Source organism: Streptomyces sp. NPDC049837 (assembly GCF_040674455.1).
Lineage (GTDB): Bacteria > Actinomycetota > Actinomycetes > Streptomycetales > Streptomycetaceae > Streptomyces.
In genome coordinates, this window is sequence record NZ_JBFAMP010000008.1 from 188,577 (window position 1) to 214,751 (window position 26,175).

Below are 26,175 nucleotides of genomic sequence, written 5' to 3' on the forward strand. Positions count from 1 at the left end.
GAGTCACACCACGGGCCGGCGCCCCGGGACCGGTCTCATGTCCGACCGTCCGTACTGACGGGCACGCCGCGCACGGGAGTACTCCCCTCCGCACCAAGAACGTTACCGCAAAGACCAAAGAAAGGTAAAGGCAAAAGTAAAGAGAACTCCAAGTGCGCAGGTCAGCGGCGCCAGTTGGGCCCGGCCCCGGCCACCTGGGACAGGACGTGACGCAGCACACCGCTGCCGGCCGGCAGCCGGGGCGGCTCGTACGTCCAGGCATGGCCGACCCACGGGTCGGCGAGGTGGTCGTCCGGGACGGGCGTCAGGCGCAGCAGCGACCGCCAGAGCGGGTCGAGCACCGGCCCGTAGGCACGGGCGTCCTCGCGGTCGGCGACGAGCAGCAGGTGGACGCCGACCGCCGGGCCCTCGTCCGCCAGGTAGCGCAGTTGGGTGACGGCCCGGTCGTCGAAGCCGTGCGGGAAGTCGTTGACGATCAGCAGTTGGTCGGCGGTGTCCAGGTCGGGCGGGAGGGCGTCGGTCGCACCACCGCTGACCGCCATCCGCACCAGCTCGACGCGCTGGGTGAGGCGGGTGAGGACCGAGGCCACTCCCCCGGCCCCGGCCGCCGGCGGTGCGGCCAGCACGCCGGAGGCGGCCAGCGGGGCGAGCGACGCGGCCGCCGAACCCGCCGGGTCGATGACGTGGACGGCGTACCCGCCCGCCGGATGGACCGCGAGCAGCCGCGCCGCGTGCAGGACCGCCGTGTCCACGGCCAGGCGGCGCAGCTCGCCGTCGTCCATCAGGACGGCGGCGTCGGAACCGGAGCGGCCGCTGTCCACCCACAGGCCGCGCTCCAGCGGCAGCCGCACCAGCATCGGGATGCGCAGCCCGGGGCTCTCGGGCAGGTGCAGGTCGCCGAGGCGCACCGCCATCGGGGCCTCGGTGGGAACGCGGTAGCCGTGCCAGACAGGGTTGTCCCAGTCCGCGTACGCGACCGGGAGGGCGGGCTCGACGACCTCCGCCTCGGCGGTGAGCTGCGCCAGGTCCCGGTCGAGCGCCTCACGGGCCCGGGCGGTCAGCTCGTCGCACTTCGCACGGGCCGCCGCGCGGGCGGCGTCACCGGCAGAGCCGATACGGCTGCGCGGGTCGGACAGCACGCGGTCGAGCTCCTGGTCCATGCGGGACTCGGCGAAGTCGACGGCGCTGCGGTAGGCGGCCGTGGTGCGGGCCAGGTCCTCGAACATGCCCCAGACCTGGTTGTACAGGCGCTCGTCCATGGACCATCCGGTTGCGTCACCGGCGACCGGCGCGGCGGGCCGGCCGGGCGGCGGTGTCCCGGGGCGGCCGGTGGCGGCGCCCGGGGTCTGGGGAGCCGTGACCGCGCGGCGCGGGTGGGCGTAGCTGATGGGCCCGGCGGAGACCTGGGCGGCCGGGACGGTGTCCGGGGCCGGGGCGGTGTCCGGGGCCGGGCCGTTGTCCTGGGCCGGGCCGGGGACGGGGGCGGCGTCCGCCGGGGCGGGGGCGCCGGACGTGGTCAGTGAGGCACCGCGCCTGGCCCGGTCACCCTCGGCGGTACGGGGCGGGGGTGCGGCGACCGACCGGGTCATCCCGGTCGCGACCGCTCGCTGGATGGTGTCCGCGAGCTCGGCGGCCCGGTCGAGGCCCTGATCGGCGAGCATCGCGGGGAGCCCGCCCGCGTACCCCTGGCCGACCGCGCGCATCTTCCAGGCGCCCTGGCGGCGGTACAGCTCCAGGGCGACGACGGCGGACTCGGTGTCCAGCCCGGTGATGGTGTAGCCGGCGACCTCGGTGCCGTCGAGGGCGGTGACCGCGGCGAAGGGCGCGGCGACGGCGCCGAACCGGGCCGGGCCGCCCGCGGTGAGGGGCAGTGCGAGGAGCACCGTCACCCGGTGGCACTCCTCGGGCAGGGCGCCGAGGTCCACGGCGAGCCGGTGGTCGGCGGCCGCCTGCCTGGACACCTCGAGGCCCGGCAGGGCGGGTGAGCCGGGGTGGGCGACCCATTCGGGGCCGGCCACCGTGCCGTTCTGGTCGCCGAGCGTGGCACCGGCGATGACCGGTGCGCCGGCCGACACCCGGATCTCGAGTCGGGTGTGGGGCAGGGGATGGTTCTGCCCCCGGACCAGCTCGGCCGTCATGCCTGTGTCCCCTCGCTGCCTCGGTGTGGGCCGCAGCTCCCGGCGGCCTGGCCTCCGGGAGCTGCGGGTGGATCTGCGTGTGCGGGTGCGTGCGACTGCGCCGCGTGCCTACAGGTGCGGCAGGATCGACGGCATCAGGTCCTGGAACGTCCGGCCGTTGGCCGGGTTACCCAGAGCCGTCATCTGCCAGCCCGAACCGGCCCGGTGCACCTTGGCCATGATCTGCGCGGTGTACTGGCCGCCGCCGTCCAGGGTGTATCGCGCGAGCTCCTGACCGTTCGTCTCGTCGACGATGCGGCAGAAGGCGTTCTGGACCTCCTGGAACGTCTGGCCGGTGAAGGAGTTCACCGTGAAGACGATCTGGTCGATGTGGACCGGGACCCGCTCCAGGTCCACGAGGATGGCCTCGTCGTCACCGCCCTGCCCCGCGCCGCCCACCAGGTTGTCACCGGTGTGGCGGACGGAGCCGTCGTCGCTGACCAGGTGACGGAAGAAGACGACGTCCACGGGCTGCTTCTCGGCGAAGAGCACCGCCGAGGCGTCCAGGTCGACCTCACGGGTGCGCGAGCCGAACAGACCGCGACGCGGCGCCGCCTGCCAGCCGAGCCCCATCCGCACCGCCGTGAGAGTACCCCCGTCGCTCTTCTGCAGGCTGATGGCCTGGCCCTTGGTCATGTTGACCGTCACGCGCTGTCCCCTCTCGTTGCGTACCCCCGCGACCGTCTTAAGAGTGCGGTTGCCAGCACCCTACGCAGGGGCCGCGAGACGGCATCAGGCCAGGCCCTCTTTTGTGGCGGTGTTGCAACACACCGGCCGCGGCGGCTCAGGCGATGCCCGCCTCCTTCATCTGCCGCAGCTCCTTCTTCAACTCGCTCACCTCGTCGCGCAGTCGCGCCGCCACCTCGAACTGGAGCTCGGCGGCGGCAGCTCGCATCCGGTCGGTCATCTCCTCGATGATTCCGGCCAGTTCGGCCGCGGGACGGTCGCTGACCAGCGCGCCCTTGCCGGCGCCCGCCTTGGCCGCCTTGGCCCCCGCCTTGGCGCCGCCCTTCGCCGGCGCGGAGCCGAGCGACGGGACGGGGGCCTTGGCGCCCTTGCCGTCCTTGGACTTGCGGTAGCCGCTGCCGAGGAGCTGCTCGGTGTCGACCTCCTCGCGCGCGATGGTCGCGACGATGTCGTTGATCTTCTTGCGCAGCGGCTGCGGGTCGATGCCGTTGGCCGTGTTGTACGCGACCTGCTTCTCGCGCCGGCGGTTGGTCTCGTCGATGGCCTGTGCCATGGCCGGGGTGATGGTGTCCGCGTACATGTGGACCTGGCCGGAGACATTGCGCGCCGCGCGCCCGATGGTCTGGATCAGCGAGGTGCCGGAGCGGAGGAAGCCCTGCTTGTCGGCGTCGAGGATCGCCACGAGCGAGACCTCGGGGAGGTCGAGGCCCTCACGGAGGAGGTTGATACCGACGAGCACGTCGTAGTCACCGGCCCGCAGTTCGCGCAGCAGCTCCACCCGGCGCAGGGTGTCGACGTCGCTGTGCAGGTAGCGGACCTGGATGCCCAGCTCCAGGAAGTAGTCGGTGAGGTCCTCGGCCATCTTCTTGGTGAGGGTGGTGACCAGGACCCGCTCGTCCCGCTCGGTGCGCAGGCGGATCTCGTGGACCAGGTCGTCGATCTGCCCCTCGGTGGGCTTGACGACGACCTCGGGGTCGACGAGACCGGTGGGGCGGATGATCTGCTCGACGAAGCCGTCGGAGCGGGAGAGCTCGTACTGTCCGGGCGTCGCGGACAGGTAGACGGTCTGCCCGATCCGCTCCTGGAACTCCTCCCACTTCAGCGGCCGGTTGTCGAGCGCGGACGGCAGCCGGAAGCCGTGGTCGACGAGGGTGCGCTTGCGGGAGGCGTCACCCTCGTACATCGCGCCGATCTGGGGCACGGTGACGTGGGACTCGTCGATGACGAGCAGGAAGTCCTCCGGGAAGTAGTCGAGGAGGGTGTTGGGCGGGGAGCCGGGCTCGCGGTCGTCGAAGTGCATCGAGTAGTTCTCGATGCCGGAGCAGGACCCGATCTGGCGCATCATCTCGATGTCGTACGTGGTGCGCATCCGCAGCCGCTGGGCCTCCAGCAGCTTGCCCTGCTTCTCCAGCTCGGCCAGGCGCTCCTCGAGCTCCCGCTCGATGCCGTTGATCGCCTTCTCCATGCGCTCCGGGCCCGCCACGTAGTGGCTGGCCGGGAAGACGTACAGCTCCCGGTCGTCGCTGATGACCTCGCCCGTGAGCGGGTGGAGCGTGGAGAGGGCCTCGATCTCGTCGCCGAACATCTCGATCCGGACGGCGAGCTCCTCGTAGACCGGGAAGATCTCGATGGTGTCGCCGCGCACGCGGAAGGTGCCCCGGGCGAACGCCAGGTCGTTGCGGGTGTACTGGATGTCGACGAAGCGGCGCAGCAGTTGGTCCCGGTCGATCTCCTCGCCGACCTTGAGGGGGACCATCCGGTCGACGTACTCCTGGGGCGTACCCAGGCCGTAGATGCAGGAGACGGAGGCCACCACGACCACGTCCCGGCGGGTCAGCAGGGAGTTCGTGGCGGAGTGGCGCAGCCGCTCGACCTCCTCGTTGATCGAGGAGTCCTTCTCGATGTAGGTATCGGACTGCGGGACGTACGCCTCGGGCTGGTAGTAGTCGTAGTACGAGACGAAGTACTCGACCGCGTTGTTCGGCAGGAGCTCGCGGAACTCGTTGGCCAACTGGGCGGCCAGCGTCTTGTTCGGCGCCATCACGAGCGTGGGGCGCTGCAACTGCTCGATCATCCAGGCGGTCGTCGCCGACTTGCCGGTGCCGGTCGCGCCGAGGAGGACGACGTCCTTCTCGCCTGCGCGGATGCGCCGGGCCAGGTCGGCGATGGCCGTCGGCTGGTCGCCGCTGGGCTGGTAGGGGCTGACGACCTCGAAGGGCGCCACCGAGCGTTCGATCTTGGAAACGGGCCGCATGAAACCACCGTACGACCCGGCACTGACAGTCGGGGGCCGAGCGGGGCCCTCGATGGCGATCGACGGCCGTCGGCAGCCGTCGGCGGCCCTCAGCGATCGTCAGCCGTCGTCAGCGGTCGCCCGGGCCGTCAGCGGTCGCCGGGGCAGTCAGGGCGCCGGGCCAGTCAGCGGTCGCCGGCGCGCTGCCGGCGGCGCGGCATCCCGTCCCGTGACCGGATGCCCGGCTCGCGGTACGGGTGGCTCCGCCACTGGGCCGGCACACCGGCGCCGCGGGAAGCCGTGAGCGTGGGGCGCCCCCGGTCGCGGTTGCCCGTCACCAGCAGCGGGTCGGCCACCACCACGAACCCGGCGAGCAGCAGGAACACCGCCGGGCCGACCAGCATGGGGGCGAGGAGCGAGGTGGCGGTGTCGCCGGCGCCCGCCGTGAGGGCGTCGCCGTGCAGGTGGACGCTGACGGCGGCCATGCCCGTGTAGTGCATCCCGGTCACCGCGACGCCCATGCCCAGGCTGGCGCCCAGGCTGGGCAGGAACCCGTGGATCGAGACGGCCGCCCACAGCGCCGAGGTCGCCGCCACGACCGCGATCACGACGGAGAGGGCGACGGTGAGGGTGTCGTACTGGAGCCGGCCCGGCAGGCGCATTCCGGCCATGCCGAGGTAATGCATGGTGGCGATGCCGAGACCCGTGAGGGTGCCGCCGGTGACCAGGGCCATCGCGGTGGCGCCCCGGTATCCGACGATGAAGATCCCGATGCCGACCATCACGATCGCCACGGCGAGGCTGGCGAAGGTGATCAATGGGGCGTAGCCGATCGGCGCTTCCTGGACGGTGAAGCCCATCATCGCGATGAAGTGCATGGTCCAGATGCCCGAGCCGATGGAGGTGGCGCCGAGTGTCAGCCAGCCGATCTTGGCGGGGCCGTGCTTGCGAAGGGACCTGGTGGTGCAGCGCAGCCCCAGGGCACCGCCCAGGCACGCCATGAGAAAAGCGGCCACGGGTGTGACAAAGCCGTAGCTGAATCCGTCGACCGTGCCCTGCATCCCGTACGCCCTTCACTCCTGGTGCCCCGCCTGTCCGGAAGCCTCGCGCGCGTGCGGCGGCGCCGGTGCTGGTGCCATGTGTACCCGCTGGTACGGGGGCGAGGCTATGGCGCGTCAAGGACCGAACAAACATTTGCACGGAGATTTGTCGACAGAAGGGTGCCGACGCGGGGGCGGGGGCCGAACCGTTCACATTCCGGCCATCCTTCGCCTGTGCCCCGTTGACAGTAACCTGCCAGGCTCGGGCCGTCCGGACACCCCCGACCCGAGGAGCTCACGTGTCCCTACGGCCCGCACTGGTCACGGCCGCCGCGCTCGCCACGGCCGGCGCCCTCGTGCTGTCCCCCACCGGTTCCGCGACGGCCGCCGGGGCCCCGGCGGCGGTCCGGGACGGCGATCCGCTCGTCATCGCGCACCGCGGCGCTTCCGCGTACGCGCCGGAGAACACCCTGGCCGCGATCGACCTCGCCCGCGACATGGGCTTCACCTGGGTGGAGAACGACGTCCAGCGCACCAAGGACGGCGAACTGGTCGTCCTCCACGACGACAGCCTGGCCCGCACCACGGACGTGGAACAGCGCTTCCCCGGCCGGGCCCCGTGGAAGGTCGCGGACTTCACGGCCGCGGAGATCGCCACGCTGGACGCCGGCGGCTGGTTCGGCGACAAGTGGGCCGGCGCGCGGGTGCCGACGCTGGAGCAGTACCTGAACCGTGTGGACCGCAACCACCAGAAGCTGCTCCTGGAGATCAAGAAGCCGGAGCTGTACCCCGGGATCGAGCGGGACACCCTGCGCGTCCTGGGCGAGGAGGGCTGGCTGGACCGCCGGCACGTCGCCGGCCGGCTGGTCATCCAGAGCTTCAGCGCCGCGACCGTGAAGGCGGTGCACCAGCGGCGGCCCGACATCACCACCGGGTTCCTCGGCACCCCGGCGGTCGGCGACCTGCCGTCCTACGCGGCCTTCACCGACCAGATCAATCCCGCCCACACGACTCTCACCGCCGACTACGTCGCGGCCGTGCACCGGCTGAAGGGCGCGCACGGCAAGCCGCTGCGGGTGAACACGTGGACCGTGAACGACGCGGTGGGCGCGGTGCGGGCCGACGGCTTCGGAGTGGACGGGATCATCACCAACAACCCGGACGTGGTACGGGAAGCGGTGCGCTGACCTGGGGCGTTCCTCGTCCCGGCCGGCGTTGTCAGTGGCCGGTCGTACGGTGGTCGGCATGGACAGCAACGGGCAGTTCGTGGAGTGGGCCGTCGTCGGCAGCGACATCGGCCCGCTGTTCCTCGCCGCGACGGGCGAGGGGCTGGTGAGCGTGGCGTTCCACGCCGACGACGCGGTGCGCGACCGGGCGCTGAAGCGGCTGGAGGGGCAGCTCGGCGCGGAGCTCGTGGAGAGTGCGACGGGGCGGCTGGCCGAGCCGATACGCATGCTGGAGGCGTATTTCGCGGGCGGGCTGCGGGAGTTCGGGCTGCGGCTCGACTGGTCGCTGACGACCGGGTTCAACCGGCAGGTGCTGCGCGAGCTGGCATCGGGGGTGCCGTACGGAACGGTCGTCGGGTACGGGGACCTGGCCGACCGGGTGGGCCAGCCGGGTGCCGCACAGGCGGTCGGCGCGGCGATGGGCGCCAATCCGCTGCCGGTGGTGGTGCCGTGCCATCGCGTGGTGGAGAGCGACGGGGGAATCGGCGGGTTCGGCGGAGGGCTGGAGACCAAGCGCCGGCTGCTCGCGCTGGAAGGGGTGTTGCCGCAGCCACTGTTCTGATCCTGTAAGGGGTGGCAAACTGCCGCGGTGACTACAGACCCCGACATACCGCCGGCCTCCGGGCCAGTGAGGACGTCCCGCTCCGACACCCCCTCCAGCACCCCCTTCGACGCCCCCTCCAGCCCCCGCACCCGCTCGGGCGCTCGTTCCGGGGTCGCACCCGAAGCCGTGCCGGCGCCCGTCACGGCGTCCGTCACGGCCTCCGTCACGGCCGCCGGACTGCCCGCGCTGCGGCGGCGGATCTCGGCCGTCCTCATCGCCAGCCAGATCCTGGGAGGGCTGGGGGTGGCGACCGGGATCGCGCTCGCCTCCGTACTGGCGCAGGAGGTGAGCGGGACCGAGGCGCTCGCGGGTCTGGCGCCGACCGCGACCGTCGCCGGGACGGCGCTGCTGTCCATGCCGCTGGCCGCGCTGATGACGGCGCGGGGGCGGCGGCCGGGGCTGGTGCTGGCGTATCTGATCGGCGCGGCCGGGGCGGGTGTGGTGGTGATCGCCGCGGTCCTCGGGAGCTTCCCGCTGCTGCTGGCCGGCATGGCGGGGTTCGGCGCCGGGTCGTCGGCCAATCTCCAGGCCCGGTTCGCGGCGGCGGACCTGGCGGAGCCGGAGCGGCGCGGGCGGGCCATCTCCACCGTGGTGTGGGCGACGACCATCGGCGCGGTGCTGGGGCCCAACATCGCCGCGCCCGCCGGGCGGAGCGTGGCGGGGCTGGGGATACCGGCGGCAGCGGGCCCGTTCCTGTGGGCGGCCGGGGTGTTCCTCGTGTCGGCGGCACTGGTCGCGGTCCTGTTGCGGCCCGATCCGCTGCTGACCGCGCGGGCCCTGGCGGCGGGCGCCGAGGAGGCCGAGGGGTCCGAGGGCCGGTCGCTGCGGGCCGGTGTGCGGGCGGTGCGGGAGTCGGCGCGCGCCCGGCTGGCGCTGGTGACCGTGGCGGTCTCGCACACCGCGATGGTCTCGATCATGTCGATGACTCCGGTGGCGCTCAGCCACCACGGGGCGGACATCACCCTGATCGGGCTCGTCATCAGCGGTCACATCGCGGGCATGTACGCGTTCTCGCCCGTGATGGGCTGGCTGTCGGACCGGCTGGGCCGGCTGTCGGTGATCGGCCTGGCGGTGGGGCTGCTGGCCGTCGCCGCGCTCCTGGCCGGGACGGCCGGGGCGAGCCATGGGCAGACCGCGGCGGGGCTGTTCGTGCTGGGGCTGGGCTGGTCGGCGGGGCTGGTGTCCGGCTCCGCGCTGCTGACGGACTCCGTGCCGCAGGCCGCCCGCGCCGCCGTGCAGGGTCTGTCGGACCTGACCATGAACACGGCGGCGGGCGTCGGCGGCGTGGGGGCCGGCCTGATCGTCGCCCAGGCGGGGTACGGCTGGCTGAACGCGGTGGGGGCGTTGCTCCTCCTCCCGCTGGCCGCCCTGGCGGTACGGCGCAAGCGGGTCTGATCACCGGCCGCGCGGCCGGTCGCGTCAGAGGCAGATGTGGTACGCCTTGCGCAGCGTCTCGTGCACCGTCCAGGTCGTACGGTCGCCTTCGCGGAGCACGCAGGCGTCACCCGGTCCGAGTTCCAGGGTGTCGCCGCCCTCGACCTCCACGGTGGCGCGGCCGCTGACGACGACGAAGAGTTCGTTGGCCTCGGTGTCGGTCACCACGCCGGGGGTGATCTGCCAGATGCCGCGCACCTGCGTGCCGTCGGCGGACTCCCACAGCACCTTGCCGGTCACGACCGGGTCGCCGGAGACGATCTGCCCGGGGTCCAGCGGCTCGGGCTCCAACTCGGCGTCGGGTATGTGCACGGCAAACGAGGGTCGGTCCATGGTCGTCATGGCCGGTGACTGTAGCGGGGGCCGGTGGGAGCCGTGTGACACAGGTGACCGTTCGGACGTTTGCGCGGGGCGTCATCGCGCCAGGGATGGGGACATGCCGGAGACCACAGTGACCCTGTCGGAAGAGGTACGGGAGGCGATGGCCGCGCGCCGGCCCGTCGTCGCCCTGGAGTCGACGATCATCGCCCACGGCCTGCCCCGGCCACGGAACCTGGCCGTGGCGGAGGAGTTGGAGGCGCTGGTACGGGCGGGCGGCGCCGTCCCGGCCACGGTGGCCGTGCTGGACGGCGTGGCGCGGGTGGGACTGGGCAAGGAGGAGCTGGAGCGGGTCGCGGCCGATCCCGGCATGCGCAAGCTGGGCCACCGCGACCTCGCGCCCGCCGTGGCAGCGGGGGCGAGCGGTGCGACGACGGTGTCGGCCACCGCGTTCCTGGCGGCGCGGGCGGGCATCCGGGTCTTCGCGACCGGCGGGCTCGGCGGCGTCCACCGCGAGTGGGCACAGACCCAGGACGAGTCGGCCGACCTGCGGCTGCTGGCGCGGACCCGGATCACCGTGGTGTGCGCGGGGGTCAAGTCCATCCTGGACGTGCCCGCGACGCTCCAGCGCCTGGAGACGCTGGGCGTCGGCGTCCTGGGCTACGGGACGGACCACTTCCCCGGCTTCTACCTGACGTCCTCCGGCGAGCCGGTCGACTGGACGGTGCGGTCGCCGGAGGAGGTCGCGGCGGTGATGCGGGCGCAGGACGCGCTGGGCGGCCCGGAGGCGGCGCTGATCGTCGCCAATCCGGTGCCGGAGGAGGAGCAGTTGGACCCGGGCCTGCACGACCGGGTGCTCGCGCGGGCGCTGGACGAGTGCCGGGAGCGCGGGATCACCGGGCAGGGCGTGACGCCGTTCCTGCTGGAGTACCTGATGCGGCACACCGACGGGGCGTCCCTGGAGGCCAACCTCGCGGCGGTGCGGGGCAATGTGCGGCTGGCGGCGCGTATCGCGGCCGCGCTGTGAGCGGCGCGCTGCTCGTGGTCGGGGACGTGGTCACCGACGTCGTGGCCCGGCACGGCGCGCCGCTCGCCCCGGCCACCGACACGGCCGCGCGGATCCGGACGCTGCCGGGCGGGGCGGGGGCGAACGTGGCGTGCTGGGCGGCGCGTTCCGGGTGCGCGGACGTGCGGATACTGGCGCGGGTGGGAACCGACTGGGCGGCCTGGCACGAGGAGCGGCTACGGGACGCGGGGGTACGGCCGCTGCTGGTACGGGACCCGGGGGCGCCGACCGCGACGGTGGTGGCGCTGGTCGACGCGGCCGCCGAGCGGACGTTCCTCACGGACAGCGGCGCGGCACTCCGGCTCGGCGTTGGCGACTGGTCGCCAACCCTGCTGGACGGGGTGTCCCACCTGCACCTGTCCGGGTATCTCTTTTTTGCCGGGACCAGCCGCGAGACGGCGCGGCTGGCCCTGGCAACAGCACGGCAGCGGGGCGTTCCGGTGAGCGTGGACCCCGCATCGGCCGGATTCGTCTCGGAGTTGGGCGTGTCCCCCTTCCTGGCCGCGGTGGAAGGCGTGGACGTGTTCCTGCCGAATGCCGACGAGGCGGCGCTGTTGACGGGCCTGGCCGACCCCGCCGCCGCGGCGGCCGCGCTGAGCCGCCGTTTCCCGCTCGTCGCGGTGACCCTGGGCTCGGCGGGCGCGCTGGTCGCCGTGTCGGGGCGGGTCGTCTCGCGCGTCCCGGCCCCCGCGGTACGGGCGGTCGACTCCACGGGCGCGGGTGACGCGTTCACCGGCGCCTTCCTGGCGGCCCGCCTGTCCGGCGCGGACCCCACCGCCGCCGCCGAAGCCGGCTGCCGCGCGGGAGCGAGGGCGGTCACCCTGGTGGGCGGGCGCCCGGAAGTCCGGTGAGGTGACCTGCCGGCAGCGCGGTGCCCGTCCTCAGTCGGTGGGCTCCCCCGGCCGGCCCAGACCCGTCCAGGCGGGGTGGCGGGGGTCGTCGGCGCGGACGACGACGTCGGCGGTGTCCGCCGGGCCGACCTCGGCCTCGTACCGCTCGAAGGCCGGGAGCGTCCACGCCTGCTGCGTGCGGCGGGCCAGCGCGCCGGGTGACAGCCGCAGGTGGACCGTCAGGTCGAAGGGGAACCAGTGGCCGAGCAGGAACGGCCCGTGGAGGACCAGCACCCCGCCCGGCGGCAGCGTCGCGTACGGGGTGCGCGTCGCCCGGTCCGTGACCGGGTCCCACAGATCGGGCAGCACCCGCCCGCTCCCGCCCGGCTCCAGCGGCCCGAAGACCTCCCGCCACAGCGCGCCGGTGTCGAACCAGCCGCTGTAGTACGCGTCGGGGTCCTCCTTGCCGTACTCGTACCGCAGCGACGCCGGCCGCAGGAACCCCTCCGTGCCCACGGTCATCACCGCCCGCCCGCGCAGCCGCAGCGCCTCCGCCAGCAGCCGGGCCGGCTCGTCGGGCCGCGCCGCGGGCGCCCCGTCGACGGCGACCTTCAGCCACGGCCCGCCGTCGCCGGGGCTCAGCCCGTCCACGTGCGCAGCGAGGGTGTCGGCCAGCCGTTCCCAGGTGATCGGTTCGAGTCGCACGGCTCCATGCTGCACGACGCGGGTGCCGCCGTCCGCGTACATGCGCACCGGCGACATCTCCCGAACGGCGGGCCGACGTTGGAGACACCCGGCCCCGACCCCCGGCCCCCACCCCGGGCCCCGACACCCGGCCCCGGCCCCTGCCTCAAACCCGTCACATACGCGCGCTCCCCGCATGCGCCCCGGCCCCGCCGGTGCCGAGGGCCGTCCCGAGTACCGCCTCGATCCGCCCGGCCAGGACCTCGATACGCCCAGCCTGCACGCCCTCCGCGACCGACAGGTCCCCGCGTGCCACGGCAACGCACGTCTCGGCGTCCATCCGCAGGCGGACGTCCGGCTCCTGGGCGGCGGGGCCGTCGGCGTACGCCGTTTCGCCGTCGGCGCCGCCCACCCGCACGTGGAACGTCCCCTCGTCGAGCCGCACTTCGACGACACCGGGTCCCATGGCCGCCTCCAGGGCGCTCAGCAACGGGATGGCGAACCAGTGCGCCCGTACCGCGTCCGTGGGGCGGGGCGTATCGAGCGCCGGGGCGCCCCAGGCCGCCAGTGCGCGGAGCACGGGCAGCAGGCCCCGTGCCCGGTCGGTGAGTTCGTACACATACGCGGAGGCGGGCGGGGGCAGGCGGCGCCGGGTGACCAGTTCGTCGCGTTCCATGTCCTTGAGCCGCGAGGCGAGCATGTCCGTGCTGACGCCGGGGAGATCGGCGTGCAGGTCGGTGTACCGGCGCGGACCCGCGAGCAGTTCGCGGACGATCAGCAGCGTCCAGCGGTCCCCGACGGCGTCCAGGGCACGGGCGGCGGCGCAGTACTGGTCGTAACTTCGTCGACGTGGCATGCGACGCAGTCTAGACATGTTGTTGGACTTTCCAAGCTCCCACTTGGTAAAACCAAGCAACACCACTTCTGGGAGGTCGTCGCGCATGGAGTTCCGGCAGTCGAGCAAACTCAGCGAGGTCTGCTACGAGATCCGCGGCCCGGTGATAGAACACGCCAACGCCCTGGAGGAGGCCGGTCACAGCGTCCTGCGCCTGAACACCGGCAACCCGGCACTCTTCGGTTTCGAGGCGCCCGAGGAGATCGTCCAGGACATGATCCGGATGCTCCCCCAGGCCCATGGCTACACCGACTCCCGCGGCATCCTCTCCGCCCGCCGCGCCGTGGCGCAGCGCTACCAGACCCTCGGCCTCACCGATGTGCACGTCGACGACGTCTTCCTCGGCAACGGCGTCTCCGAACTCATCTCCATGGCCGTCCAGGCCCTCCTGGAGGACGGCGACGAAGTCCTCATCCCCGCGCCCGACTACCCCCTGTGGACCGCCGTCACCACCCTCGCCGGCGGCCGGCCCGTGCACTACCTGTGCGACGAGTCCGCCGACTGGTACCCGGACCTGGACGACATGGCTGCGAAGATCACCGACCGCACCAAGGCCGTCGTGATCATCAACCCCAACAACCCCACCGGAGCGGTCTACCCGCGCGAGATCATCGAGGGCATCCTCGACCTCGCCCGGCGCCACCAGCTCATGGTGTTCGCCGACGAGATCTACGACCAGGTCCTGTACGACGACGCCGTCCACCACACCGCCGCCTCCCTCGCCCCCGACCTGGTCGTCCTGACCTTCTCCGGCCTCTCCAAGACGTACCGCGTCGCCGGCTTCCGCTCCGGCTGGCTCGTCGTCACCGGCCCCAAGCAGCACGCGCGCAACTACCTGGAGGGCCTCACCATGCTCGCCTCCATGCGCCTGTGCCCCAACGCGCCCGCCCAGTACGCCATCCAGGCCGCCCTCGGCGGCCGCCAGTCCATCCGCGAACTGTGCGCCCCCGGCGGCCGCCTCCACGAGCAGCGCGACAAGGCGTGGGAGAAGCTCAACGACATCCCCGGCGTCTCGTGCGTCAAGCCCAAGGGCGCGCTGTACGCGTTCCCGCGCCTCGATCCGAAGGTGCACCGCATCCACGACGACGAGAAGTTCGTCCTGGACCTGCTGCTGCGCGAGAAGATCCAGGTCGTCCAGGGCACCGGCTTCAACTGGCCCCACCCGGACCACTTCCGTATCCTCACCCTCCCCCACGCCGACGACCTCGACGCGGCGATCAGCCGGATCGGCCGCTTCCTGAGCGGATACCGCCAGTAGCACCGGAAAAGGAGCGGGCCCGGAGGCGTAGCCGGCCCCCGAGCCCTGTGGATACCGCTCACATCACACGCCGGCACGGTTGTGCCCGGGTCAGTCGTTATGTCGCCGCGTCCTGCCTTTAGACGACCGCACATCGAGCTGCGCGGGCCGGAGTCGAACCGGCATTTCGACGCACCAGGGCCCGGGCCCGGTCGTTCCGGCGATGAGCGGCGAATGCTGAGTCTGGAGCAAGAGTCTGAGATTGAGGGCGGTGCCTTACCGGAACCGCTCCATCACGACAAGCTTCAGCTTCAGCTTTGCGCTCCTCGCGCACCCCGGCCCTACGGTGCGTACGGCCGGGGAGTCTTCTGTGTACCGCGCCCCGGCTACCCGAACAGGTAGCCGAACACGGCGTCGCCGACGCGCTGGTCGGTGACCTCCGCGCTGTTCGCCTCCTCCCGGGCGAACTTCACGGCCTGCTGGAGCTTGTCCACCCGCTCCAGCAGCTCGTTGACGCGCCGCGCGGGCAGCGCGCCGGAGAACTTGACCGTGGTCCAGTACCCGACCGGGATGTCCTCGTAGTAGACCTCGACCTGGGCCGGGTGCTTCTCGGTCGCCTCCGCCTTCACATGGTTGCGCGGCACCTTCTTCGTCCGCACCGTCCGTACCGGCTCGGTCTTCCACGCGTCGGTCGACGGGTCCTGGCTCCACGACTCGGCCGCGTCCAGCACCGGCAGCTTGCGGATGAAGCCGGCGATGTCCGTCAACTGCTTCTCCAGGAAGAGGAGATACGCGACGGGCACCTGGCTCAGGACCACCCGCCCGTCCACGGTGACGTCCGCGTGCGCCGCGCAGTTCGCCCAGTCCTTGGTGGCGGTGACATCGAAGAGCCTGGTCAGCGTCTTCGCCGTGTCCCGCAGCACGTCCTCGGCCTTGACCTGCACCAGGGTGGACTCGGGCGGCAACTGCTCGCCCTCCTCGTCCTTCGGCTGGTACGTCCGGGAGATGCCCGCGAGCAGCGCCGGCTTCTGCAACGCCTGGTGCGCCGCGCTCAGGTCCTGCTGGGCCTTCGCCTTGACGCCCTTCTCAACGGCGATGATCTGATTGAGTCTTGTCGTTGCCACGGGGGAATTGAATCAGCACCGGTGTGCGCGGATCGAACGAATTTAGGAGAGCGAGCGATGGAGACGGCGCTCATAGCCGTGATCGGCACGCTGCTCGGCGCGGTCGTCACGCACTTCTTCCAGGGCCGAGCGGCCCAGCGCGCCGCCGCCCTGACGCGCGCCGAACAACTGCGCCAGGAGCGGATCTCGACGTACAGCGCGTTCGCGGACGCGGTCGTCGAGTACCGCAGGGCGCAGAACGCCCGCTGGTACCGCAGGAACGGCTCGCACGCCGAGTCGACGCGCCTGGAGTCGTACGAGCGGCGCGCCGCCGCCCGGCAGGCCCTCGTCCGAGTGCAGTTGGTGTGCGACGAGGCGGCGACCGTGGAACTGGCCCGGAAGGCCTTCGAGGTGACGCACTGCATGCATGAGGCGAAGGACGAGGACGAGCGGACGCGGCGCTCCGAGGAGGCCGTCGAGGCGCTGACCGCGTTCATCGAGGCCGCGGCCCCCGGCGTGCGCTGACATGGCGGCCCCGGCGGTATCAGCCTCGCTCGTGGTGATCGAGCCGCGCAAGCGGCGCCACTGCGCGGAGTGCCGCGGCGGGCCGCTGGCCCGGCTGGTCCTGGAGTTCAACGCGCCGCTCTGCCTGGACTGCGCCGACCTCGGCCACCTGGTCTACCTGCCGCGCGGCGACGCGGCACTCACCCGCCGGGCCCGCGAGGCGAGCGGCCTGTGGGCGGTGGTCGTGCGCCACAACCGGCGCCGTACGCGGTACGAACGCCAGGGCATCCTCGTGGAGGAGGCCGCCCTCGCGCGGGCCGAGGCCGCGTGCTTGGCCGACGCGGAGGCCCGGGCCCGCCGCCGGGCCCGGGACGCGGTGCGCCGCACCGCCGAGGACGAACGGTTCAGGGCGGTGCTGGCGGCGGAGGTCCTGCGCCTGTTCCCGGGCTGCCCGCCGGAGCGTGCCGCCGAGATCGCCGGGCACGCCGGGGAGCGCGGGAGTGGGCGCGTGGGCCGTACGGCGGCGGGGCGGGCGCTGGACGAGGGGGCGGTCACCGCGGCGGTACGGGCGTCGGTACGGCACCTCGACACCGAGTACGACGCCCTGCTGATGCGCGGTGTCCCCCGCCGCCAGGCGCGCAACCGTGTGGCACCGGTCATCGAGGCGGTGCTGGCCGCCTGGCGGCGGTGACTCCGGGGCGGCCTGGTGCTCGGGGCGACCGGCCGCCTCCGGGACGCGTTACGCGCGGTCGGACGTGGGGCGGAAGCGGCGGTAGAGGAGGCCGCCGCCGATCATCAGGCCCATGGCGGCGGGCACGCCGATGCCGATGAGGCCGGCGCCGGCGCCCGTTTCCGCCAGCGACGTCGAGCTGGTCTGCGGCAGCGGCGTGGACGGGGCCCGGTCGGCCGGGGCGGGAGCCGGGGCGGCGGGCTCGTCGTGCTCCGGCGGCGCGACGGGCTCGCGCGGCTTCTGCGGCTTCGGCTTCTGCGGCATGACGGGGGGCTTGCTGCCGCCGTTGCTGGACGCGTTGCCGAAGGCCGGGTTGAGGATGCCGACCAGGCTGATGGAGTTGCCACTGACGTTGACCGGCAGGTCGATGGGGAGCTGGATGCCGTTGCCGGAGATCACACCGGGCGACTTCACGGCGGCGCCGTCCGCCGAAGCGCCGCCGCCTCCGCTGCCCTTCTTGCCGCCGTTCTTGCTTCCCTTGCCGCCGTGCTCACCGTGCGGCGTGCCCGGGCGGTCCTTGTGGTGGTGGCCCTTGTCCTTGTTCTCGCACTTGTTGCCGGCCGCGGGGTTGAGCACCCCGACCACGTTGACGGTGTTCCCGCAGATGTTGACCGGGACGTCCACGGGCAACTGAATGGTGTTGCCGGAGATCAGCCCCGGCGAATCGGCCGTGACGCCCTTCGCGTCCGAGTCGGCTTGCGCATAACCCGCCGCCAGAGCGAGCGCGCCACCCGTGGCCATCAGTGTGACCAGACCATTTCGGCGAGTGTGCCTCATGGCTTCCTGCCTTCCGGAGACTTTCACGGGCACCCGCCCGCACCGGAGTTAACGCGTTACAGCCAACGGGGGTTATGACGCATCCGCCATTCACCCCATCGAGTGGCACCTCATTCGAACCCTCACATGCTCTTTACCTGACGTCCCCCTGGCCGCCGAGATTGACGCTGCCGACGGAGCCCGCCTGGATCACACCACCGTGCTGGACGCCTCCGCTGACCGTGTTGTGGACGTCGCCGGAGCGGGCGGTGACCACGGGCGGCGGGGCCGACATCAACTCGGCCAGAATGGCTCGCAGTTCGGCCGCCGCGGCGGGGTCCGCCCGGAGGGTGCGGCGCATCCGGGCCCGCCATTCGGTGCGGGCCTCGCTCTGGGCGTCGGCGGTGGCCTCCTCGCTGCCCGACGCCTCGGCGGCGAGCAGTTCCGCGCGGACCGTCTCCAGCTCGGCGGCCACCGTCTCCGGGTCAGGGCCACTGGTTCCGGACTCCGGTCCGGTGCTTCCGGACTCCGGGCCGGGGGCCGTGGCGCTTCGGCGGGCGAAGAAGTCGACGACCCGGCCGCGCACCTGCTCCCAGCTCTCGCCGACCATCTGCTGGACGAGGGCGGTCGCCCCCGCCGTCGCCAGTGCCACCAACTCGGCTTCCACCGGACCCCCCATTCGCCAATGGCGGTACGTACAGCAGCGTACCCATCAGCGCTCCAGCAGGTCGGTGAGCGCTCCGACCGGGTCCGCGTCAGGGGTGCCTCTCGGCCACCAGTCCTCGCGGTCGGGGTCCGATTCGTACCCGTACCACAGGCCGTCGCGGCCGTAACGCAGTTGCAGCGAGCGGGTGGAGAGGCGGTTGCGCCAGGGGCGGAAGTGCGGGAGGTCGGCGGCGATCAGGGCGGGGCGCGCACGGTCGAACGGGCCGGCGGGCGGGTCCCAGGGCTCCTCCAGGACGGCGAGCCCGGCCGGTCCGCCCTGGCGCCAGGCGGCGACCGCGCGGGCCAGGTCGGCGGGGGTGCGGTCCAGGGCGGCGGCGAGGTCACGGTAGAGGGCCCGGGTGGAGGCGGTCAGACCGGAGCCCGGGTGGGCGGCCGCGAGGCGGACGGCGTCCTGCCAGGGGGTGAGGGCGGCGACCGGGTCCTGCCCGGTGGCCAGGAACGTGTGCGCGCGGGCGGCCGCCTCGGTGGCCAGCATTTCGAGGGCCAGCGGGTCGGGGGCGTCCGGGTCCTCGGGGTAGAGGGGCGGCCGGCCGGACCGGTCGGGAACGGGCAGCGGGGGCGGCAGGGGCATGGCGGGCGGGGAGGCGACGGCCGCGCGGGCGGGCACGGCCGGCATGGGCGGGGGCGCGGCGGTGGTCTCGGCCGCCTCATGGGCGGCGTTGCGGTGGCTGAGCGCCGCGAGGATCTCCTGCTCGCCCCGGCCGCGCATCAGGAACAGCACGAACGGGTCCTCGTCGAGGAGCCGCGCCGCCTGGTAGCACAGGGCGGCCGCGTGCTTGCAGGGATAGCCGTGGTCGGGGCAGGAGCAGTCGGGGATCAGGTCGCCGGGGCCGGGCAGCAGGTCGACCGCCGCGGCCAGGGCGTGCGGGACGTCCTTGTCGAGGAGGGCGGCGATGTGGTCGGGGCGCGCGGCGGCGGCATCCAGAAAACGCTCCCAGTCGCCGTCGCCGAGGACCCGCAGCCGGATCTCCGTGCGGTACGGGCGGGGGCGGCTGCCGTGGACGTACGCCACGACCCGGCCCGGCGTGACGGTGATCGCGTCGACGTGGCCGGTGGACGCGTACGCACGCCCCCGCGCCAGGCGCGCCGCGTCCAGGGCCGTGTCCTCCAGGGCCTCCACCCACGCGTTGCCCCACCAGGTGGCGGCGAACTTCCCCTCGGGGCCCTGCGCCGGGGCGAGCTGGGGGAACGTACGGCGCCGGTCGTCGTGCAGCGGGGCGCGCCGAACGCCGGAGCGCGGACGGGAGCCGGGGCCCGGGCCGGGTCGGTCGGGGCCGTTGGGGCCGGGGCCGGGTCGGTCGGGGCCGTTGAGGCCGGGGCCGGGTCGGTCGGGGCCGTTGAGGCCGGGGCCGGGGCTGCGGGGGCTCATGACAGCCTCCTCAGGGAGACGAGGTCGGCCAGCTCGCGGTCGGTCAGCTCCGTCAGGGCGGCCTCGCCGGAGCCGAGGACCGCGTCGGCGAGGGCGCGCTTGGCCAGCAGCATCTCCGCGATGCGGTCCTCCACCGTTCCTTCGGCGATCAGCCGGTGGACCTGGACCGGCTGGGTCTGGCCGATGCGGTACGCCCGGTCGGTGGCCTGCTCCTCGACGGCCGGGTTCCACCAGCGGTCGTAGTGCACGACATGGCCGGCCCGGGTGAGGTTGAGGCCGGTGCCGGCGGCCTTGAGGGACAGGACGAACACGGGGACCTCGCCGGACTGGAACCGGTCGACCATGCGCTCCCGCTCCGCCACCGGCGTCCCGCCGTGCAGGAGTTGGGAGGGGACCGCGCGGGCCGCCAGGTGGGAGGTGAGGAGCCGGGCCATGGTCACGTACTGGGTGAAGACGAGGACGGAGCCGTCCTCGGACAGGATCGTGTCGAGGAGCTCGTCGAGAAGCGAGAGCTTCCCGGAGCGGCCGGCCAGCCGCGCGGGCTCCTCCTTCAGGTACTGGGCGGGGTGGTTGCAGATCTGCTTCAGGGACGTCAGCAGCTTCATGACCAGCCCGCGGCGTGCGATGCCCTCCGCGCCCTCGATCTGCGCCATCGTCTCGCGCACCACCGCCTCGTAGAGGGAGGCCTGTTCGCGGGTGAGGGGCACGGGGTGGTCGGACTCGGTCTTGGGCGGCAGCTCGGGCACGATGCCCGGGTCGGACTTCTTGCGGCGCAGCAGGAAGGGGCGGACGAGCCGGGCGAGCCGCTCGACCGCCTCGTCGTTCTCGATCTGCTCGGCGTTCTCGACGGCTCGCGCGTGCCGGGAGCGGAACGCCTTGAGCGGGCCGAGGAGCCCCGGGGTCGTCCAGTCGAGCAGCGCCCACAGCTCGGAGAGGTTGTTCTCGACGGGGGTGCCGGTGAGGGCGACGCGCGCGGGCGCGGGGATGGTGCGCAGCGCCTTGGCGGTGGCGGAGAACGGGTTCTTGACGTGCTGGGCCTCGTCGGCGACGACCATCCCCCACTCGTGGGCGGCCAGCCGCTCGGCGCTGGTGCGCATCGTGCCGTAGGTGGTGAGGACGAAGCCGCCGTCGAGCCCGTCCAGGGTGCGGTCGGCGCCGTGGAAGCGGCGCACGGGGACGCCGGGGGCGAACCGGGCGATCTCGCGCTGCCAGTTGCCGAGCAGGGACGCCGGGCAGACGACGAGGGTGGGGGCACGGCGGGCGCGGCGCAGGTGGAGGGCGATGAGCGTGACGGTCTTGCCGAGGCCCATGTCGTCGGCGAGGCAGCCGCCGAGGCCCAGGGACGTCATCAGGTCCAGCCAGGCCAGGCCGCGCAGTTGGTAGTCGCGCAGCGTGGCGTCCAGGCCGGGTGGCGGGGCGATGTCGCCGGGGCCCGCCATGAGGCGGTCGCGTAGCGCGGCGAGCGCACCCACGGGCACGGCCTCGACCGTTTCACCGTCCACCTCGGCGGTACCGGTCAGGGCGACGGCGAGCGCGTCGACCGGCTCCAGCAGGCCCAGCTCCCGCTTGCGCGCCTTGCGTACGAGCGCGGGGTCGACGACCACCCACTGGTCGCGCAGCCGCACGACGGGGCGGTGGGCCTCGGCGAGGGCGTCCATCTCCCGCTCGGTCAGCGGGTCGCCGTCCAGCGCGAGCTGCCAGTTGAACCTCAGCAGCTCCTCGCCGTCGAAGAAGGCCGTGCCGTCGGTGGCCGAGCCGGGCGCGGGCCGGACGACCGCGGTGGCGGTGAGGGACCGGGCCAGCTCCCTGGGCCAGTGCACGGTCACGCCGGCCCCGGCGAGCCGGGTCGCCGCGGGGCCCAGCAGCTCGTACAGCTCGTCCTCGGTGAGGGAGACGACGTCGGGGACGTCCCGCTCCAGCAGCCGGGCGAGCGGCGCCCAGACGCGGGCCGCGCGCCGCAGCGCCAGCACGGCGTCGATCCGGGCGCGCGGCCCGAAGTGCTCGGTGCCCTCGCCCGCCCACAGCGCGGCCGCGTCGATGACGAGGGTGGGGTCGGCGAGGCTGTGGACCTGGACCAGCGCGGCGGCGGCCTCCCGTTCGGCGCCGCCCTCCTGGACGGTGTCGAACAGCTCGTACCCGGACAGGTCGAGGCGCAACGAGACGCGGACGCCGGCGTCCATGCCCGCCGCGGCCTCGGCGGCCCAGGCACGCGCGCGGGGCAGGTGCTGCGGGGTGCGGGCCGCGAACGGTGCCCCGGCGGCGTACGCGGCGGCCGGTGTGCGGGGCAGCGTGTCGGCGACCGCGTCGAGGAACGCCCGCACCAGCGCCTCCGGCTCGGGCAACTGGAGCGGGCGCCGGCCGGCGACGGGCACGGCATGGGCTTCGTACGGCATCGCCGCCGCGACGGCCCGCAGGTGGGCGATGTCGTCGGCGTCGAGGGGGCCGGCCCGCCAGGCGTCCAGGTCGTCGGCGGTGAGCCCGGGCAGGAGCCGGCCGCGCCCGGCCAGGTGGAGGGCGTGCAGGGCGGCCGCGCCCCAGCAGGCGGCGGCGGGGTGCGCGGCCGGGTCGTGCCGGGCCGCGACCAGCACGGGCAGGGCATCGGCGACGGGCAGCACCAGCGCGGGGACGGTACGGCTCCGGACGCCGGCCCCGTGCGCCCGCACCACCGTGATCGTGTCGTCCGTGCCGCCGCCTTCCTCGTGAGCGCCCCGCTGCGCGGTGCTCCCCGGCTCCCAGGGCGAGGGCAGGGGGCGGGCGTCCGGGGACCAGAAGGCGACGCGGCCCTCGCGCGGCAGCGCGGCGGGGAGGAAGACGGCGGCACAGGTGTGCAGCGGGGCCTGTCCCATGGCCGGTCACCTCCCCTCACGCTGGTCGTTCCGTGGATCTACGACCTTACGGCGAGGGTCTGACAATCGGCCCGAGCCCCCTCAGCGCACGCCCTCCCACAGGGCGCGCTCCGCCGCTCGCGGGTCCTTCACGACGCCCGGCCCGGTGTCGTCGAAGATCATCGTCGTACGGCTGGAGGGTTCGTACGCGGCCCACCCCGGCTCGCCCGTCGTCGCGAAGGCCACCCACGCCCCGTGCATCGCGTCCGCCACGGCCCGGGCCGGGTCCTCGCCGGTCATCGGGGCGTACGCCGGGTCGTCGAGCCGGTCGAAGACGTAGGCCAGCTCGCCGCCGTGGCAGGCGCCGAGCCGCCCGTCGAAGGCGGAGGAGCGCCGGGCGAACTCGTACATGTACGACCCCGGCACCGACTCGGCCAGCCGGATCGCCGGAATCCGGTAGAACCAGTCCGTCACCATGGCGTCGAAGATCTCCCCCGGCACGGCGCCGGGCCGCGCGTCCCGGTAGACGGGCAGGGCCTTGTCCGGGTCGAGGCCGTAGGCCTCGGCGGTGGCCCGGAGCTTCGTCTCGGACAGCAGGTGGAGCCGCTCGGTGGGGACGAGGAAGAGCCGGTACTCCTCGCGGTTGCTGCCGACCAGCAGGTCGACGCCGCAGTCGGGCCCCGCCGGCGCCAGGCCGTCGATGACCGGCTCGAAGGGCATCGCGTTGAGCGCGGCCTCGCCCCACACGGCGGGGTCGGGGCGGGCGCCGATCTCACGGCGCAGTTCCGCTTGCGCGGTCAGGAGCCGGTCGAGGGGTACGGCGGCGAAGGCGTCGGCGGTCGGTTCGATCCCGAGCTTGCCGGCCAGGTGGGCGGTGATCCGGCGGGCCGACGCGGGGCGGAGGAAGTGGTGGGCGGCACCGCTCTGGAGGATGGCCCGGTGGAACAGGCCACGCGCCCGTGTGTCGTTCAGCAGGACGCCGATGCTGATCGCGCCGGCCGAATGACCGAAGAGGGTGATCCGGTCCGGGTCACCGCCGAAGGCCGCGATGTTGTCGCGTATCCATTCCAGCGCGGCGATCTGGTCCAGCAGTCCCCGGTTGTCCGGCACTCCGTCCAGGTGCAGGAACCCGTCCGTACCGAGGCGGTAGTTGAGCGACACGAACACCACACCGTCCCGGGCGAAGGCGCTGCCGTCGTACGCGGACGTCGACGCCGCCCCGTTGGCGAAGGCCCCGCCGTACAGCCAGACCATGACGGGCAGTCGGGCGCCGGGGCCGGGCGACGGTGTCCATACGTTGAGGTTGAGGCAGTCCTCGCCCGGGATCATGGCCTCCGGGATGAGGGCGTCGAAGGGCGGGGTGTAGGGCGCCTTGGGCGGGGTCGGGCCGTGGGTCGTCGCGTCCCGTGTGCCGGTCCACGCGGCCGGCGGGGCCGGTGGCTGGAAGCGGCGGGCGCCGAAGGGCGGGGCGGCGTACGGGATGCCGAGGAAGGAGGCGGTCCCGTCGGCCGAGACGGTGCCGCGTACCGCCCCCTGTTTGGTCATGCACACCGGTCGCATCGGCATCCCTTCGTCGTGGTGCCTCTCTCGTACCGTGCCGCCGCGCCCGGCGTAAAGGCGTCCTCCGGTAGGCGTCCCGGGTCTACCGCCGCGCGCGGAGCAGCGCCAGGAGCCGGGTGTTCTGGTGGCGGCGGTGCCAGGCGACGACGCCCAGCAGCGCGGCGAAGATCACCGGCGTGAACCAGTACTGCCCGCCGAGGAAGACCAGTTGGGTGACGAGCGCGCCGGCCATCAGACCGATCAGTGCCAGGGCGGAGACCCCGGACAGGACAGGGATCACCAGGGCGATGGCACCGGCCAGTTCCAGGGCGCCCACCACGTACATGAACCAGTCCCCGAACCCGATCGTGTCGAAGGCCTCCGCCGCCGAGGAGTGCCCGACCAGCTTGGGCGCTGCGCTCGGGATCGCGAAGAAGAGGGCCAGGACGATTTGCAGCGTCCACACCCCGATGTCGGCGCGGCGGCTCAGTACGGGAGCGGCGGGGGCGGGGGCGGCAGGGGTGGTCATGTCGGTCTCCTCCTAGGGGTGTTGCGTACGTGTCATGGAGGTAGACCGGACGGCCGCCCGGAACTCATCGGTCCTTCGGCCGTGCCCGCACCCAGGTGCCGTCGTCGGTCAGGTACGTCTCGACGGTGAGACCGGCCCGGTCCAGGCAGCCCTCGAAGTCCTCCTTCGTCAACGGCCGTGACAGGAAGGTCTGTGTCCAGCGGGCGTCGGGGAAGACGTACTCGGCGACCACCGAGTTCACCCCGTCCCCGACCGGTTCCGCCGACGCGATCCGCACCGTGCAGCCGGACGGGTCCACCCGCTCACGCGGCACGTGGGTGTGCCAGTCCACGCCCTCGCGCTGGATCAGTACGCACCCGTCGTCCTCGACGTGCCGTCGGCAGGTCGCGAGCAGCCCGTCGCGCACCCGCCGGTCGGCCGTGTGCACCAGGAACGACGCGAGCAGCACGACGTCGAACCGCTCCTCCAGGTCGAGCGTTTCTATCGGGCTCTGTACGGTCCTGATGCCGGGGACCCGCTCACGGACCCGCTCCAGCATCTCGGCCGACTCGTCCACGGCCGTCACAGCCAGGCCGCGGTCGACCAGTGGCCCGGTCATCCGGCCCGCCCCGCTGCCGAGTTCGAGCAGGGTCGCCCGCGCCGGGACGGCGGCGGCGATGATGCCGGGCTCGGGGCCCGCGACGAGCCTGCTGTACAGGTCCACGGCACAACCGTCCGGGGTGATCGCCCCCGGGCCCGTGCCCCCGTAACCCTCGCGCGTCTGTCCGCTCATGTGCCCTGAACGGCCGGCATCAGGGGCCCGTTCCCGCCCGGTGCTCCTTTGGCTTGGATCGAACGGTTCATGGCCGGGTACCCGGCGGGCAGGGAGAGCGATCACCATGCGTACTGGCAGTGAACCGAGAACCGCACGCAGCCCCCTTCGGATCCGCTTCTGGCTGGGTGTGTGGGGCCTGATCTGGGCGGGCGCCGGAACGGCGGCCTTCGCCCTGGCCGGCCGGACCGGCTGGGCGGTGGCCTGCGGGCTGCTGGCCGTGGTCGTCCTGGTGGACCTCGTGGTCATCGTCCGCCACATCCGCCAGGGCCCGCACTTCCAGCCGGGCCGCGACGTCCCCCCGTACGAACCGGACGACCGGCGCTAGGGAGTGCCCGGCCGGCCGCATGTCCGCCAGGACCGGTCAGGGCGTGGTCACTCCTCGGGCGGGAGGTCGGCCGGGAAGTCGACGGGGAAACGCGCCGCCTCCAGGTACTCCGGCTTGGGGTCGAGGGCGGCGGCGAGGCGGAAGTGGCGCTTGGCCTGCTCGGGGCGGCCGGAGCGCTGGAAGGTGCGGGCCAGCGCGAAGTGCGCGAAGGCGTTGTCCGGCTCGCGCTCCAGCACCAGCTCGAACTCCAGCTCGGCGGGCCGGAGCTGGGCGGCCGCGAAGAAGGCGCGGGCGCGCAGCAGCCGGGCGGCGGTGTTCTCGGGATGGGCCGCGATCACGGAATCGAGCAGTTTGACGGCCCCGCGTGGGTCCCGTGCGGCGAGGAGCTGCTCCGCCGCGCGGTAGTCGATGACGTGGGTCTCCGGGTTGGTCTCGGGCACGCTCGCATCCTTCCCTCGCTGCGGCGGTTCAACATGCCTGGCGCGGGCGGTATTCCTCCGGATACCTCCGGCTGCCGGATACCT

Annotated in this window: 25 protein-coding genes; 9 read left to right on the top strand and 16 right to left on the bottom strand. The window is 73.3% G+C overall.

All coding sequences use genetic code 11. The annotated features are described in order from the left end of the window. Nucleotides 1–161: 161 nt before the first annotated feature. From AB0J57_RS22720 to AB0J57_RS22735, 4 genes are all read right to left on the bottom strand, one after another. On the bottom strand, nt 162–2,138 hold the full coding sequence (locus tag AB0J57_RS22720) for a TerD family protein (RefSeq protein WP_366130098.1): 1,977 nt from the start codon (nt 2,136–2,138) through the stop codon (nt 162–164). A gap of 108 nt (nt 2,139–2,246) precedes the next feature. Then, the gene (locus AB0J57_RS22725; RefSeq protein WP_366130099.1) at nt 2,247–2,825 is read right to left on the bottom strand and encodes a TerD family protein; all 579 of its coding nucleotides are present in this window, start codon (nt 2,823–2,825) and stop codon (nt 2,247–2,249) included. Nucleotides 2,826–2,961: 136 nt separating this feature from the next. Further along, nucleotides 2,962–5,118, bottom strand: coding sequence for an excinuclease ABC subunit UvrB (gene uvrB / locus AB0J57_RS22730; protein WP_366130100.1), 2,157 nt, complete (start codon nt 5,116–5,118; stop codon nt 2,962–2,964). 164 nt (nt 5,119–5,282) lie between these two features. Further along, the gene (locus AB0J57_RS22735; protein WP_366130101.1) at nt 5,283–6,158 is read right to left on the bottom strand and encodes an MHYT domain-containing protein; all 876 of its coding nucleotides are present in this window, start codon (nt 6,156–6,158) and stop codon (nt 5,283–5,285) included. A 338-nt stretch (nt 6,159–6,496) separates the two neighbouring features. Between AB0J57_RS22735 and AB0J57_RS22740 the strand changes: the two genes are divergently transcribed. The 3 genes from AB0J57_RS22740 (at nt 6,497) to AB0J57_RS22750 (ending at nt 9,362) form a co-directional block, all read left to right on the top strand. Next, nucleotides 6,497–7,324, top strand: coding sequence for a glycerophosphodiester phosphodiesterase family protein (locus AB0J57_RS22740; protein WP_366130260.1), 828 nt, complete (start codon nt 6,497–6,499; stop codon nt 7,322–7,324). Between the two features lie 58 nt (nt 7,325–7,382). Continuing rightward, entirely contained in the window at nt 7,383–7,925 is a 543-nt protein-coding gene (locus AB0J57_RS22745) for a methylated-DNA--[protein]-cysteine S-methyltransferase (protein ID WP_366130102.1), read from the top strand. A gap of 168 nt (nt 7,926–8,093) precedes the next feature. Beyond that, nucleotides 8,094–9,362 carry an MFS transporter gene (locus tag AB0J57_RS22750; protein WP_366130261.1) on the top strand — a complete coding sequence of 423 codons (1,269 nt, stop codon included), beginning with the start codon at nt 8,094–8,096 and terminating at the stop codon, nt 9,360–9,362. Nucleotides 9,363–9,386: 24 nt separating this feature from the next. Here the strand turns inward: AB0J57_RS22750 and AB0J57_RS22755 are convergent, their stop codons facing one another. Continuing rightward, complete coding sequence (locus AB0J57_RS22755) at nt 9,387–9,743, bottom strand: cupin domain-containing protein (RefSeq protein ID WP_366130103.1); 357 nt, start codon at nt 9,741–9,743, stop codon at nt 9,387–9,389. Nucleotides 9,744–9,837: 94 nt separating this feature from the next. Here AB0J57_RS22755 and AB0J57_RS22760 point away from each other — a divergent pair, with 94 nt between their 5' ends. Both AB0J57_RS22760 and AB0J57_RS22765 read left to right on the top strand, forming a co-directional pair. Then, on the top strand, nt 9,838–10,746 hold the full coding sequence (locus tag AB0J57_RS22760; protein WP_366130104.1) for a pseudouridine-5'-phosphate glycosidase: 909 nt from the start codon (nt 9,838–9,840) through the stop codon (nt 10,744–10,746). After that, nucleotides 10,743–11,636 carry a sugar kinase gene (locus AB0J57_RS22765; protein WP_366130105.1) on the top strand — a complete coding sequence of 298 codons (894 nt, stop codon included), beginning with the start codon at nt 10,743–10,745 and terminating at the stop codon, nt 11,634–11,636. Before AB0J57_RS22760 ends, AB0J57_RS22765 begins: the two co-directional genes overlap by 4 nt. 30 nt (nt 11,637–11,666) lie before the next feature. Here the strand turns inward: AB0J57_RS22765 and AB0J57_RS22770 are convergent, their stop codons facing one another. Together AB0J57_RS22770 and AB0J57_RS22775 are read right to left on the bottom strand one after the other, a co-directional pair. After that, complete coding sequence (locus AB0J57_RS22770) at nt 11,667–12,320, bottom strand: uridine kinase (RefSeq protein WP_366130106.1); 654 nt, start codon at nt 12,318–12,320, stop codon at nt 11,667–11,669. Between the two features lie 154 nt (nt 12,321–12,474). Next, on the bottom strand, nt 12,475–13,155 hold the full coding sequence (locus AB0J57_RS22775; RefSeq protein WP_366130107.1) for a helix-turn-helix domain-containing protein: 681 nt from the start codon (nt 13,153–13,155) through the stop codon (nt 12,475–12,477). An 85-nt stretch (nt 13,156–13,240) separates the two neighbouring features. On the opposite strand from AB0J57_RS22775, the gene AB0J57_RS22780 reads away from it, so the two are divergent. Beyond that, nucleotides 13,241–14,452 (top strand): pyridoxal phosphate-dependent aminotransferase, encoded by a 1,212-nt coding sequence (locus tag AB0J57_RS22780; RefSeq protein WP_366130108.1) that lies wholly within the window; start codon nt 13,241–13,243, stop codon nt 14,450–14,452. A 365-nt stretch (nt 14,453–14,817) separates the two neighbouring features. Here AB0J57_RS22780 and AB0J57_RS22785 read toward each other — a convergent pair whose 3' ends face one another. After that, nucleotides 14,818–15,555: a hypothetical protein gene (locus AB0J57_RS22785; protein WP_366130109.1), complete on the bottom strand. Its 738-nt coding sequence runs from the start codon at nt 15,553–15,555 to the stop codon at nt 14,818–14,820. Between the two features lie 57 nt (nt 15,556–15,612). Between AB0J57_RS22785 and AB0J57_RS22790 the strand changes: the two genes are divergently transcribed. Together AB0J57_RS22790 and AB0J57_RS22795 are read left to right on the top strand one after the other, a co-directional pair. Continuing rightward, nucleotides 15,613–16,059 carry a hypothetical protein gene (locus AB0J57_RS22790; protein WP_366130110.1) on the top strand — a complete coding sequence of 149 codons (447 nt, stop codon included), beginning with the start codon at nt 15,613–15,615 and terminating at the stop codon, nt 16,057–16,059. Nucleotide 16,060: 1 nt separating this feature from the next. Further along, nucleotides 16,061–16,729: a DUF2293 domain-containing protein gene (locus AB0J57_RS22795; protein WP_366130111.1), complete on the top strand. Its 669-nt coding sequence runs from the start codon at nt 16,061–16,063 to the stop codon at nt 16,727–16,729. Nucleotides 16,730–16,777: 48 nt separating this feature from the next. Here AB0J57_RS22795 and AB0J57_RS22800 read toward each other — a convergent pair whose 3' ends face one another. From AB0J57_RS22800 to AB0J57_RS22830, 7 genes are all read right to left on the bottom strand, one after another. Further along, nucleotides 16,778–17,509 carry a chaplin gene (locus AB0J57_RS22800; protein ID WP_366130112.1) on the bottom strand — a complete coding sequence of 244 codons (732 nt, stop codon included), beginning with the start codon at nt 17,507–17,509 and terminating at the stop codon, nt 16,778–16,780. Nucleotides 17,510–17,678: 169 nt separating this feature from the next. Next, nucleotides 17,679–18,191, bottom strand: coding sequence for a hypothetical protein (locus AB0J57_RS22805; protein ID WP_366130113.1), 513 nt, complete (start codon nt 18,189–18,191; stop codon nt 17,679–17,681). Nucleotides 18,192–18,236: 45 nt separating this feature from the next. Further along, nucleotides 18,237–19,619: an SWIM zinc finger family protein gene (locus tag AB0J57_RS22810; RefSeq protein WP_366130114.1), complete on the bottom strand. Its 1,383-nt coding sequence runs from the start codon at nt 19,617–19,619 to the stop codon at nt 18,237–18,239. Beyond that, nucleotides 19,616–22,465, bottom strand: a complete 2,850-nt coding sequence (locus tag AB0J57_RS22815; protein WP_366130115.1) for a DEAD/DEAH box helicase — start codon at nt 22,463–22,465, stop codon at nt 19,616–19,618. The genes AB0J57_RS22810 and AB0J57_RS22815 overlap by 4 nt, the downstream gene beginning before the upstream one ends. Before the next feature lie 81 nt (nt 22,466–22,546). Then, nucleotides 22,547–23,989 carry a carboxylesterase family protein gene (locus AB0J57_RS22820; protein WP_366130116.1) on the bottom strand — a complete coding sequence of 481 codons (1,443 nt, stop codon included), beginning with the start codon at nt 23,987–23,989 and terminating at the stop codon, nt 22,547–22,549. 97 nt (nt 23,990–24,086) lie between these two features. Next, nucleotides 24,087–24,512 (bottom strand): DoxX family protein, encoded by a 426-nt coding sequence (locus tag AB0J57_RS22825; RefSeq protein ID WP_366130117.1) that lies wholly within the window; start codon nt 24,510–24,512, stop codon nt 24,087–24,089. A 64-nt stretch (nt 24,513–24,576) separates the two neighbouring features. Continuing rightward, nucleotides 24,577–25,284, bottom strand: a complete 708-nt coding sequence (locus AB0J57_RS22830; protein ID WP_366130118.1) for a class I SAM-dependent methyltransferase — start codon at nt 25,282–25,284, stop codon at nt 24,577–24,579. A 106-nt stretch (nt 25,285–25,390) separates the two neighbouring features. On the opposite strand from AB0J57_RS22830, the gene AB0J57_RS22835 reads away from it, so the two are divergent. Then, the gene (locus tag AB0J57_RS22835; RefSeq protein WP_366130119.1) at nt 25,391–25,651 is read left to right on the top strand and encodes a DUF6343 family protein; all 261 of its coding nucleotides are present in this window, start codon (nt 25,391–25,393) and stop codon (nt 25,649–25,651) included. 47 nt (nt 25,652–25,698) lie between these two features. On the opposite strand, the gene AB0J57_RS22840 is transcribed toward AB0J57_RS22835, so the two are convergent. Next, the gene (locus AB0J57_RS22840) at nt 25,699–26,091 is read right to left on the bottom strand and encodes a tetratricopeptide repeat protein (protein ID WP_366130120.1); all 393 of its coding nucleotides are present in this window, start codon (nt 26,089–26,091) and stop codon (nt 25,699–25,701) included. Nucleotides 26,092–26,175 lie beyond the last annotated feature (84 nt).